Source organism: Aquimarina algiphila, from assembly GCF_947494415.1.
Lineage (GTDB): Bacteria > Bacteroidota > Bacteroidia > Flavobacteriales > Flavobacteriaceae > Aquimarina > Aquimarina algiphila.
Window position 1 is genome coordinate 57,776 of the sequence record NZ_CANLVC010000012.1, and the last position, 12,603, is coordinate 70,378.

A 12,603-nucleotide genomic window follows, 5' to 3' on the forward strand; every position below is an offset into this window, starting at 1 on the left:
TTAGAGTACAAACCTAGTGGGAGTGAGGATGTTGAATATCCGAAAAGATTGAATTTCAAAGAATTCGGACATATTTAGGGGGATTTACCAAGGAATATGAAAGTAAAACTCTAATACCAATTTTTAATACGCCAAAAAACGTTTAGTATCTACTTGAGAAAATGAAATATCTAGATTTAAGTAAAACTCTGATTTGCACTTTTAAACTGGAAAAGTTATCCTTTTTTGGCAATAATAATCAGGTCTTTTGTGGTAGTGTCTTTGTATTGAGGATGTGTTTTTCGTCTTTTATCCATAACTCTTGCAGCTTTCTATATCAATACTACGTTTTTATTTTTTCCTCCTCCCTAACACCCAAATTCCGATACCTAAAACTCCTATTGTCAATACTACGAAAACCCAATATTCTATTGTTTTTTCATTTTCCTTTTGGCCTTCACTATCAGTTTTCTGAGTTATATTTTCTTCTTTATCTGGTTTTTTATCAAACAAGCTATCAATATCTTTTTTATAGGTACTGTCCAGTAAAATATTTTGTTTCGGAACAGGTCTATAATCTATAATTTTTCCAATTGTAGTATCTCTGGCATATTTTCTATCGAGATGCATTTGTCCACCTTTTCCATGTTGAATTCTTACTCCTAGTTTAGGTTCTTTATAGTATTTTGTTGTAAACTCTTGTTCTGGATCCATTCCTGATCGTATCCATCTCATTTCATCATCACGTATTTTTTGATAAAACCTGTTTCCTTCGTTAATTTCTTCTATTAACAATTCTTCTAATTCATATAGTGTAAACTTTTTTCCACGCCGTTTTGTATACTGATGAAAAAGAGTAAATACGATTTTTTTCTTATACACTTCTTTTACAATATCATCTTCGATATTATAAGATGCTTTAAAATATGCTCGTGCAGCAAGTTGTCTTGCTCCTCCTTTCCTTCCTGTGCCCATTAATAGGTCTCCTAATACTTCTAATAAAACAGGAGAATCATAATTTCCAAATTTCATCATCCCCATAATACCGATAATGGCCTTTTCTAGCTCTGCATAAGGTAAGTTTCTTATTGGACCGAAAATACCATTTTCTACTTCATCTTTTTGGGACTTACTTGTTGATGTATTCTTTTTTTCCTCATACTTGTTTACAAGAAATGCATAAAAATTTTGTTCATGTTCTGGTTCGGGAAGGCAATCAAGACACCTTCTAAATTTTGAAGAAAGTGGTAGCGGAATCTTGCCATTTTTCATTTTACTGAGCACATACTCTGCAACGTGTCGTTGATATATTTCTCTACCAAAATGTGCCTCAGGGTTAATTTCTACCGCTTTATCGATGTATTCAATTCCTTTTTTAAATTGCCCATCATGCAGATAAAATGTACCCAAATTAGCATACGTCTTATACTCTCCTGGTTTAATCGCCTCTTTTTTAAGGATAATTTTGATAGCTTTTTTATCAGCTCCTATTTTTGAATATGAAACGGCGAGATCATCCAATAACGGAAGACTGTCTGGAAATTTTTGTAGTTTTTCTTCTCGATCTTTTATTCTCCAATAATGAAACTCTGGTGAATGTCTTAAGAATTTTCCCGAAATCAATTCGATCACACTAGGAAATTTTTGCCTTTCCATTTCAATAGTATCATAATCCCAAAAGCATGGAAAAACGGTAAAAAAACTTGCAAAAAAAACTATGGTTGTGAGTCTAGTACGTTTCATTTCTTAAATATAATTTTTATTTACCATATCATTATCAAAAAAAGGATCCTCATTACTGTTGTTAGGTTAGTTAATGAGGATCCCGGGTAATGAAAAGCAATTGGACAAAAAAATCTAATCATTACGTTACTATTGTTATGTAGATATATCTATTCTAATTTTACAATCCAGTAATCCCATTTGCCTTTCCCAGCTCCGCTAATATCTCCTCCAGGACCCCAGACATAACCTGCCACTATATAACCATCATTGGTTTGTTGAATAGCATTTGCATAATCTGGTTCTGGGCCTCCAAAGCTAATTTCCCATGACAATCCACCAAGAGGATTTAATTTTACCACCCAATAATCTGCATATCCTCCATTATTGGTACTCACATCAAAATCACTTGCTCCTGAGTTACCGGCAAAAATATAACCTTGATCTGTAGTCTGCTGAATCGAACGCGCAGCATCACTTTCTGAACTACCAAGGTTAACTTCCCACACTATTGCTCCCGAAGTATCTAATTTTACAATCCAACTATCTTTTTTTCCGTTGTTGTCACTTACATCAAAATCTGAGGATTCAGAATATCCAGCAACAATATAACCTTGATCTGTAGTTTGGTGAATATCATAGGCCAAATCATCAAGTGAGCCTCCAAGATTGGTTTCCCAAATCAAATTTCCTAAAGCATCTAACTTTACAATCCAATAATCTTTTTCCCCATAGTTACCTCCCACATCATCACCTAAAGATTCTGAATATCCTCCAACGATATATCCCCCATCACTAGTTTGCTCAACTGATTGTGCAATATCAAACTCACTACCGCCAAGATTGGTTTCCCATATTAAGGCTCCTTCAGCATCTAACTTTATTACCCAATAATCAATACCTCCATTATTACCTCCTACATCACCGTTTGAAGAACTGGTAAAACCAGCAACAATATACCCACCATCCAAAGTTTGATCTACAGAAGTTGCTTCCTCATTTCCACTTCCGCCATAGTTAGTTTCCCAAACCAAATTTCCAGACCCATCTAATTTTACAATCCAAAAATCAGCAAAAGAAGTATCTCCACTAATGTCTTGATCATTAGAGTCAGTAAACCCAACTACTATATATCCTCCATCTGTTGTTTGTTGTATACTATTTCCTGCTTCATCACTATTCCCTCCAATGTTAGTTTCCCATATCATATCTCCAGAATTGTTCAGTTTAATAACCCAATAATCTCCTCCTATATAACCATCTGCATCGTTATTACCCCCTACATCCCCATCATCAGAATTAGCTGTACCTGCGACTATATATCCACCATCTACTGTTAATTGTATAGCATTAGCCACATCAATTTGAGAGCCACCAAAGGATTTTTCCCATGCTATTGATACTTCTTCACTGATGATAACCTCACCTTCTTCTGTGGTAAAATCAAATGTATTCTCAGATGTATTTCCATTACCATCAGAAGCAGTTACTTTACCATTATAGTTAGTTTGGGCGATAAGACCTTCTAAAAGGAATTCTGTTGTTTCTAGATTTGTCTGTACTTCATTATCGCCCAGAATCACCGTATACGTTACTTTATCTTCATCAGGATCAACCGCAGCATCCCAACTCAATAATGCATTATTCTCGGTAATCTGAGTGATCTGTATTGTAAAATCTCCTGGTTTTTGATTTTGAGGTGTTGGTGTTGCCGTAAGATTTTCATCATCATTATTACACCCCAAAATCAAAATACATATGAAGATTAAATTTGGTAAAAAATATTTCTTTTTCATCAGTCTATATGTTTTTCTATTTATTTTGGATATACTCAACACCTTATATAAATCACGCTACGAGTCCATCATCTATATAAGGTGTGATAAAAGTAATTGAGAAGAAATAGGTCAATGTCCGGAAAGTTTGAATTTCAAAGAATTCGGACTTATTTTAAGGGGTTTTCCGGTATTCTTTTGGTGAAATACCCGTTAGCTTTTTAAAAGCACTATAAAAAGTAGATTTAGAATTAAACCCAGACTCTAATGCAATAGCGATAATAGTATAGTTTGTAAATTCTGGATTTCTAAGTTTTGATTTTGCATCTTCTATTCTAAATCCATTTACATAATCTGTAAAATTGCGACCGGTGACTTTATTTACTAACTGCGACAAATAGTTACCACTAATATTGAGTTGGGTAGACATACTATCTAATCCCAGATTAGCATCTCTGTATATTTTGGCTTCTTTCATTAAAAATTCAAGCTCTTTAAAATACACATTATCATCAGTAATATGACATGCATTTTTTGTCTGTAACTGTTTTAGCTTATTCTCGGTTAATCTGGCAATTAATTGAAATAAGAAGATATGATTTCCAGTAAAAAAATCTTTTTGTGAATGCTCAGAATCTAAAACTCCAACTACCTCATCGTCAACAAAAATAGGAATAGAGAGTTCTGACATTCTATTGGCATCATCTATAATATACTCTGCATCATTGGTAACATCAGATATATATTCGAATCTGCCTGTTTGCGCTACTCTACCTACAATACCTTTTCCTAACGGAATTTGAATTGGGCTTATCACTTTTCGTTCTCCATTATTCTTATGTCCAAATGCCGCTTTTTGGATTAACATTTTCTTTTCTGTATCCAACATATAGATTACACAATCCTCGAGCTGAAGTTGTGAAATGCAATTTTCTACAATATCCCAAAGTACATCTTCGAGTTTGTTTTTCTCGAATAGTGATGTTGCAAAATAACTAAGTACTGCAATTGTTTCTGGCGTTGTATTTTGTATCCTATGTTCTTCTTTATCAGAAAACAATTGACTCAAACCGGGGATATTAAAATTGGAAAATGTATTTCTTAGTCCACTTTTCTTATCCTTGTTGATCTCTGGCTCTTGTACTTCGACGCTTACTGTGCTAAAAATATGATCATAAACCGTTGTCACTGTTTTTTGAAACAATGTTGGGATGCTATAAAAACCTGAAAAGTTCTTTATAGTAATCAAAAGAAAATACCCTACTGTTAGAAGTAATGCAATGTTTAATACAATCAAAGAAGTAAACATATGAGTCATCTCAAACGAGGTGATATTAATCTTTAGTATTTTGAAAACTACTACACACGCAAAAAGAAATACAAATCCATATAGTAGTATACCAGATCTTTTTACGGCTATTTTATTCCCTATGTTTTTCTTGATATTCATCACAATTGATTTTTTTGTCTCAATCAAATATAGAATGACTACACTGCTAAAAACAAACGGAATTTCTCGAAATTCTAAGAATTTCGAGATTGATTTTTGAAAATAAATATTTGAATGTCAAGTATTTATGTTGATCTTGTAGTAAATCCCAATAACGACAGAAAATAGTATCTTTATAGTGATATAAATGGACAAAAACCCCTTGAAACTAAAAAAGACATATCTCTTTTTTACTTCCTTATGGATAAGGATGGTATGCATGTTTATGATTTTTGGTGCGCAAATCACTACGGCACAAGACAAAGATTTTGTTATCCCTGATTCTCTTAAAGGATTGGATTATGATGCAGTCTATAGAAAATATAGAAAAACCATAAGGGATACAACATTCTCTAAAGTTTATTTACAAACTTGTATTAAAAAAGCTATTGCTGAGAATAACAAGATAAAATTAGCGAAAGCGTATACAATGTTGTCATATTATACAATAGAAGAATCAGAAAAGCTAAAAATGCTTGATTATGCTATCACGATCAGTACAGATTTGGAAGATAAAACCTATCCTTTTATGGCATATTCATTTAAAGGGGGCTATTACTTAAGAAAGTCTAAGTATAGTATGGCTTTAGACACCTATCTAAAATTATTATCAGTAGCAGAAAAAACAAAGAATATCGAGTTTATTGCTATTACTAAGCATAATATTGCTTGTATCAAAACCGAAATCGGGAAACATCAGGAAGCCTTACCTCTTTTTAAAGAAAACTTTACCCATATTACTAATAATCATAGTGCTGATACTACTCGGTATTTGAACTCTATCATTAAGTTAGCAGAATCCTATAGATATAATAACTCTCTAGATTCTGCATCGATGTACAATTCTAAAGCAATCCCACGAGCATTAAAAACCAAACGCTATTATAATCGATACTACGGGAGAATTCTCGTCAATGAAGGAATTAATTTATTTTTCAAAGAAAAATTTGATCGCGCATCAGATAGTATTGTTAAAGGTATTTCTGTATTAAACAAAAATAATTCACAACATAAAAAAGCATACATTTTAGGAGAGTTTTATCTTGGGAAACTCCAACTATTACAACAAAATGTAATATCTGCTAAAAAACATTTCCTTATAGTAGATTCTATTATACGAATAGAAAAAATTACTCTTCCCGAAGTTAGGGAAAGCTATGAGTTTATGATTAATTTTTATAAGGCCAATGAGAAAAAAGAACGACAACTAGAATCCATTAATAAACTGCTCCAATTTGACAGTATCATTAATAAAGAAGCTTCCTTTGTCTCTTCTCGTTTATTTAAGGAATTTGATACTCCGTTATTGCTTAATGAAAAAGAGACACTGATCGAAGAATTAAAAGGCAATAATAAAAACCTAAACCTTCTGGTGGTTTTTCTCTCATCACTTACAATGATCACAGTAGTTTTTCTATACCTTCAATACAAAAAAAGGAAAACGTATCAGCAAAAATTTGAGCAACTTATCGATAAAGGAAAATCTATACCTAATGAAACACTACAGGAAAAACCAAAAGATAATATTGGAGTAGCAGATGATATTGTAGAAGAAATCTTAAATAAGCTTGCTCTATTTGAAACCAACAAACACTTCTTAAAAAAGAATATTAGTACGACCTCTTTGGCCAAAGATATCAAAACCAATACTAAATATTTATCCAAAGTAATCAACCATCATAAACATAAGAATTTTGCCAATTATATTAATGACCTTAGAATAGACCATGCGGTAACCCAACTTAAAGAAAATAAAACCCTTAAAAACTATACCATACAGGGCATTGCTGAAGAGATGGGATTTAATACTGCTGAGTCTTTTTCATCAGCTTTTAAAAAGAGTACAGGTATCAAAACTTCCTATTTTATTAAACGATTACATAGTCTAAACACTCAGTAGTTTTATCGAAATTCCGTGAATTTCGTCTAATAACCCCCTCATTTCTAGGCTATATCATCATTTTTACCCTATCTTTATTCTTGGAATACAAGAAAAGTAAAACTTAAAAATCAATGATTATGAAAAAAGCAACGGGAAAAAAGTTAACGCTTGAGAAATTAAATATTACAAAACTGGAGCAAATGACATCTATTAAAGGTGGACATGAAAAAACCAGAGAACCTGGAGATGGTCAAATTTTTTATTATCTACACACATATGTTCCTGGTGGTTGTCCTACCAAAACTCATACAGCTGGTAATACAATTCTAGGAAGATAATCAAATAAACAAAAAAATAAAAACCCTCAAATTATGCATAGGGAAAGCATAATTTGAGGGTTTTTGTTTTTAAGATTCCTTATTCTTAAGTCAATCGCAAGGAATTGTGTTTCGTAAACACGCACCCCACGCGGTACATTGTCTATATCCCGGAGGACAATCTCCCCAAGGACCATCAGGAGCATCTCCTCCATTAATATTTTTTTGGTGCTGTTTCTCTATTATCAAAGCACCTTCTACATTTTTAATATTTGTTAGCATACTATTTAATTTGGTTAATATATATCCTAAAACTATTAAGATTTACATTATCTATACTTCTCTTTAACAAAAGTTTACCCTATTATACTAACTAATTTTGATACCTACATTAATTCATCTCAAGACCAACTTTCTCAGTTTTCTTACCATCACTAATTACAATTTCGTAGCTTCCGATAGGTAAGTAGTATTTTCCATTCTTTCTTTTTACTACTTTATCATCAGGAAATTCTTTTTCGAGAATGTTTTTTGCTTTTTCTGTAATCGTTACATCATACTTTGTATAGTTTAGTCCTTTGTCTCCATCTACAGAAAACTGTTGAAGTATTTTTCCCGAGGCTGTAGTAATCTTAATTGTAAACTTCCCGGGAGCTGATGCATAAAATGTGATGGGTAATGATGGTTCTCTAGGTTCCATCCACTTGCTCCAGGAAACGCCCCATCGTTCTGACCATTTCATCCCCTCATTTTCAAAAACATGAAGTCCTTTATTTATAATCGTATCATCAAGTAATTGTATTGGCTCTATGTTGGTCTTGTAGATACTTCTACCGTGTGTCCCTAAAAGTAGATCTTTAGCATCTTCCTGGATAACAATATCATGCACTGCTACATTCGGGATTCCTTCAGAAAATGCTTGCCATGTTTTTCCTTTATCCAAAGTTACATAAGCACCATTGTCTGTTCCTAAATACAATACGTTTTCATTTTCAGGATCTTCCTTAATTACATTGATAGCCGATGCAGGTAAATTACTCCCTATCGCTGTCCAGATTTGTCCGTAGTTTTCACTTACATATACGTAAGGTGTAAAGTCATCCCATCGATACCCATTAAGCGTCACATATACCCTTTCTTTTTTATGAGAAGAAGCAAGTATTCTGGATACCCACAAATCTTTAGGTAACGTATTGGAGATTTTATTCCAACTTCCGCCAGAGTTTTTGGTTACATAAACCAATCCATCATCACTACCCGTATAGATTAATCCAAACTGAAAAGGAGATTCAGAAATAGTAGTTAATGTACCATAGGCTACATTTCCTTTTTTGCCTCCACCGGTTAGATCATTGGATATAGCAGTCCAGTCATCACCCTGATTCATAGATCGCATTAATTTATTTCCTCCTAAATACAGGATATCCTGATTGTGCGGAGATAATAAAATTGGTGTTTGCCAATTGAATCGATATGGTGATTCTCCTAACTCATGCTTTGGTTGGATATAGGTCTGCTTTTCCTTTGCTCTATCCAATCTAAAATAGTTTCCAAACTGAAATCCGGTATATACGATATTAGCATTCCGATTATCAATCTGGACCTGCATACCATCACCTCCCATAATACTTTCCCAGGGATAATGACCACTTTGGTGCCAAGAAACATCTTCTCTGGCATTATGCGCTCCTACCCAAACTCCGTTATCCTGTAGACCTCCATATACATTATAAGGTTTTTCATTATCTACATTAATATAGTAAAACTGTCCTACACTTGGCTGATTGGCTTTAATCCAATGCTCACCATCATCATAAGATATATTTACTCCCCCGTCATTACCATTGATCAAATGCATTGGGTTTTTAGGATTAATCCATAGGGAATGATGATCTGCATGAACATTTCTACCACTAATACTGGTAAAGGTCTTTCCTGCATCTTTAGACTTTAGGATAGGTACTCCAGATATATAAATATGATCTTTATTTGCTGGGTTTACCTGTATCTGAGCAAAATAATATCCATAGCTATAAAAAATATCATCTAGAAAATCCTCATGAGTTTTCTTCCAGGATTTACCTGCATCATCACTACGATATACTTCTGCTCCAACAACCGGCGTATCAAATAACATGGCATTTGCATCTTCAAGATATTTGGCAAGATCTATAGGTTGTACTGTGCCTCCACGGACCAGTTGTTTTAGATTATCAGCTCTGTATTTTTCCTGAAAACCATTTGTTTTTAGAAATGCATTTAGCTTTTTATCTTCTAGTTTTAAAAAAGCATCTTTTGAGATGGTTTTAAAATCTTCTTTAGTCAATCCTTCACCATCTTTTTTAGTATCGCTTTTATCTCTTCTAAACTGGCTATCATGTACAACATACACTGTGTTTTCATCAAAAACAGCAAGCCCAATTCTACCTACACCTTCTCCCGTAGGAAAACCACTCCCTTCTACAGAAATCTTGGTCCAGGTGTTCCCGGCATCTGTACTTTTATATACTCCAGATCCCGGTCCATTCCCCTCAAAATTCCATGCTTTACGGTCCTTATCCCATGCTGCTGCATACATAACATTAAAATTATTAGGAGCAGATGCCAGGTCGATAATACCCGTTTCATTATTAATAAATAAAGTTTTATTCCAAGTGGTTCCTCCGTCTTTAGTTTTATATACTCCACGTTCTTCATTAACAGAATATAAATGTCCTGTAACTCCCACAACAACCTCATCGGGATTATTAGGGTTAATAACAATTCTACCGATATGATGTGAATCGGGTAGTCCAACATTTTTCCAGGTTTTACCTTTATCAGTAGATTTTAAAATTCCTGTCCCGGCATAGGATGATCTCGATGAGTTATTCTCACCTGTTCCTACCCAGATGATATTGTTTTTCCAATCTACTGCAATATCGCCTACGTTAATGGTTTCTGCAGTATCCAAAACCGGCTCAAATGTGGTTCCGTTATTTACAGTATACCATAATCCTCCTGAAGCATATCCTACATAAAATTCTGCAGTATTTTCTGGGTTGACATCGACATCGACTACACGTCCACTCATTACGGTAGGGCCAATATTTTTAAAAGGAACATGTCGAACTAATGAAGAAGTTTCCATTTGCTTTTTGGCAGACAATCCTTTTTGTACGGCCTCTGCAGGTGTTGGAGATTGCTGAGCAAAAACTATGGTTGACAGCAATACGAATACTAATGACGATGTGAATATTTTCATTTTGATGGATATTTAGTGGGCTGAAAGTAGATATTGTGAAAATAACCTCAAAATTTTTAGATATTGTTTAACAATACATCCTTTTTGCTTTAGTATTTTTGGAAATCCGTAATGAGCATTTAATAAATTAGTATCAGATGAAATACCACCAAATAGATAGTAATCTTTTCATAAAGAATAGAAAGAACTTTACAGCGCAAATGAAACCTAATAGCATTGCCGTATTTAACAGTAATGATATCTATCCAATTAGTGCAGATAGCACTATGCCTTTTGAGCAACACAGGGATATCTTCTATTTAAGTGGTGTAGATCAGGAAGAAAGTGTTTTACTTCTTTTTCCTGATGCTCCGTTAGCAAAACATCGTGAGATCCTATTTTTAAAAGAAACCAGCGAGCATATTGCCATTTGGGAAGGTGAAAAACTCACCAAAGAACATGCTCTGGAAGTTTCTGGAATTAAAACTGTGTATTGGCTTCAGGATTTGGAAAAGATTTTTTTCGAGGTTATGACGCAATGTGAAACTGTATATGTCAATACGAATGAGCACTACCGATCAAATGTAGAAACCGAAACTCGAGAAGATCGTTTTACCAAATGGTGGAAAGCAAAATATCCCGCACATACGGTTGCCAAAAGCAATCCTATTTTACAACGATTACGTTCTGTAAAAGACGCTATAGAAATTGATCTGATGCAAACGGCATGTAATATTACTGAAAAAGGGTTTAGAAGACTTTTGGGATTTGTAAAACCCGGCGTTTGGGAATATAATATCGAAGCCGAATTACTACACGAATTTATCAATAACAGGTCCAAAGGATTTGCATATACTCCCATAATAGCAAGTGGAACTAATGCTAATGTTCTTCATTATATAGAAAACAATCAGCAGTGTAAGGCAGGAGATTTGATTTTGATGGATGTTGCTGCAGAATATGCTAACTATTCTAGTGACTTATCCCGTACAATTCCTGTGTCTGGAACCTATACCAAACGACAAAGAGCCGTGTACGATGCCGTACTGCGTGTTAAAAATGAAGCGACTAAAATGTTAGTACCAGGAACTATCTGGGCAGATTATCATGTAGAAGTAGGTAAGATTATGACTTCAGAATTATTAGGGCTGGGGTTATTAGATAAGGCCGATGTACAAAAAGAAGATCCTGAATGGCCTGCCTATAAAAAATATCTAATGCACGGTACTTCTCATCATATCGGATTAGATACTCATGACTACGGTATTTTAACCGAACCGATGCAAGCAAATATGGTATTTACAGTAGAACCAGGGATTTATATTCCTGATGAAGGTTTTGGAATACGACTAGAAGATGATGTTGTTATACAGGAAAAAGGAGACCCTTTTAATCTTATGGCCAATATCCCTATAGAAGCAGAAGAAATTGAAGAGCTTATGAACAAGTCCTAGGCTTAATGTATCATAAAAATTGATACTATCTTTAAAAAAAGAAAAGGCAATGACCACCTACTTATTTACCGATACTTAGGTGGCTCTATTCCTTTCATTCGTAAATACGTGACCATTTGTCCACGATGATGTGCATTATGATTCAATACATCTATAATTTTATCTGTTAACTTAGAGGTTTCTTCTGCTTTAAGAACAAAGTCAATAAATGCATTAAACTGTTCATTTGCATAAGTAATCAATTCTTTTTTACTTAAACCATCCTCATCACCAGGGTTCCATTTAATAGGAGTTCCCTTCATTACTTCAAGATTCCATTCTATGGAGTATATAATATGAGAAGCCAAAGCAGTATATGATCTAACATCTTTATTTGGTTTATATCCATATTCACTTTCTGGCATGGCTTCAATGACTTGTATGGTATATATTTTGGTATTCTTTAAACGTTCCTCCAGATAATTGTAATTTTTAATCAAATGATTATTTTCTTCATCTGTTATAAATCCCATAACAGTAAACAAGGCTGTACTTAAAAAGGTTAATATTAGTATTGCTTTAGTTTTCATAATAAAGAATATTTTTAATTCATAATATCGTCTTAATAACGAACTACTAGATTAAAGAATAATTAAAAATTTCACTATTTCAAATGTCTTATACCATAGAACTAATTCATTCTTTTTCAATTATTTAAATCTTAAATTATGTTTTATTCAAACCTCACCTACTTTTGTCTTAAGATTTGTTTGGTATGATATT

9 protein-coding genes are annotated in these 12,603 nt (G+C 33.6%); 3 read left to right on the forward strand and 6 right to left on the reverse strand.

Translation table 11 applies throughout. The annotated features are described in order from the left end of the window. Nucleotides 1–330: 330 nt before the first annotated feature. From PQF96_RS26540 to PQF96_RS26550, 3 genes are all read right to left on the reverse strand, one after another. Nucleotides 331–1,722, reverse strand: coding sequence for a tetratricopeptide repeat protein (locus PQF96_RS26540; protein ID WP_271769960.1), 1,392 nt, complete (start codon nt 1,720–1,722; stop codon nt 331–333). 149 nt (nt 1,723–1,871) lie between these two features. Next, entirely contained in the window at nt 1,872–3,497 is a 1,626-nt protein-coding gene (locus tag PQF96_RS26545; protein ID WP_271769962.1) for a fibronectin type III domain-containing protein, read from the reverse strand. 154 nt (nt 3,498–3,651) lie between these two features. Then, nucleotides 3,652–4,926, reverse strand: a complete 1,275-nt coding sequence (locus PQF96_RS26550; protein ID WP_271769964.1) for a helix-turn-helix domain-containing protein — start codon at nt 4,924–4,926, stop codon at nt 3,652–3,654. A 187-nt stretch (nt 4,927–5,113) separates the two neighbouring features. Here PQF96_RS26550 and PQF96_RS26555 point away from each other — a divergent pair, with 187 nt between their 5' ends. Together PQF96_RS26555 and PQF96_RS26560 are read left to right on the forward strand one after the other, a co-directional pair. Next, the gene (locus PQF96_RS26555; protein ID WP_271769966.1) at nt 5,114–6,865 is read left to right on the forward strand and encodes an AraC family transcriptional regulator; all 1,752 of its coding nucleotides are present in this window, start codon (nt 5,114–5,116) and stop codon (nt 6,863–6,865) included. 119 nt (nt 6,866–6,984) lie between these two features. Next, nucleotides 6,985–7,185 carry a hypothetical protein gene (locus PQF96_RS26560; protein WP_271769968.1) on the forward strand — a complete coding sequence of 67 codons (201 nt, stop codon included), beginning with the start codon at nt 6,985–6,987 and terminating at the stop codon, nt 7,183–7,185. Nucleotides 7,186–7,275: 90 nt separating this feature from the next. On the opposite strand, the gene PQF96_RS26565 is transcribed toward PQF96_RS26560, so the two are convergent. Continuing rightward, entirely contained in the window at nt 7,276–7,446 is a 171-nt protein-coding gene (locus tag PQF96_RS26565) for a hypothetical protein (RefSeq protein WP_271769970.1), read from the reverse strand. 109 nt (nt 7,447–7,555) lie between these two features. Next, nucleotides 7,556–10,408: a VPS10 domain-containing protein gene (locus tag PQF96_RS26570; protein WP_271769971.1), complete on the reverse strand. Its 2,853-nt coding sequence runs from the start codon at nt 10,406–10,408 to the stop codon at nt 7,556–7,558. A gap of 137 nt (nt 10,409–10,545) precedes the next feature. Between PQF96_RS26570 and PQF96_RS26575 the strand changes: the two genes are divergently transcribed. Continuing rightward, entirely contained in the window at nt 10,546–11,841 is a 1,296-nt protein-coding gene (locus tag PQF96_RS26575; RefSeq protein ID WP_271769973.1) for an aminopeptidase P family protein, read from the forward strand. Between the two features lie 65 nt (nt 11,842–11,906). Here PQF96_RS26575 and PQF96_RS26580 read toward each other — a convergent pair whose 3' ends face one another. Next, entirely contained in the window at nt 11,907–12,410 is a 504-nt protein-coding gene (locus PQF96_RS26580; RefSeq protein ID WP_271769975.1) for a DinB family protein, read from the reverse strand. Between the last annotated feature and the right edge of the window lie 193 nt (nt 12,411–12,603).

Coding starts and splice junctions, on each gene's coding strand:
- PQF96_RS26555 (WP_271769966.1), top strand. CDS start 5,114: ATGGACAAAAACCCCTTGAAACTAAAAAAGACATATCTCTTTTTTACT.
- PQF96_RS26580 (WP_271769975.1), bottom strand. CDS start 12,410: ATGAAAACTAAAGCAATACTAATATTAACCTTTTTAAGTACAGCCTTG.
- PQF96_RS26560 (WP_271769968.1), top strand. CDS start 6,985: ATGAAAAAAGCAACGGGAAAAAAGTTAACGCTTGAGAAATTAAATATT.
- PQF96_RS26575 (WP_271769973.1), top strand. CDS start 10,546: ATGAAATACCACCAAATAGATAGTAATCTTTTCATAAAGAATAGAAAG.
- PQF96_RS26545 (WP_271769962.1), bottom strand. CDS start 3,497: ATGAAAAAGAAATATTTTTTACCAAATTTAATCTTCATATGTATTTTG.
- PQF96_RS26570 (WP_271769971.1), bottom strand. CDS start 10,408: ATGAAAATATTCACATCGTCATTAGTATTCGTATTGCTGTCAACCATA.
- PQF96_RS26565 (WP_271769970.1), bottom strand. CDS start 7,446: ATGCTAACAAATATTAAAAATGTAGAAGGTGCTTTGATAATAGAGAAA.
- PQF96_RS26540 (WP_271769960.1), bottom strand. CDS start 1,722: ATGAAACGTACTAGACTCACAACCATAGTTTTTTTTGCAAGTTTTTTT.
- PQF96_RS26550 (WP_271769964.1), bottom strand. CDS start 4,926: ATGAATATCAAGAAAAACATAGGGAATAAAATAGCCGTAAAAAGATCT.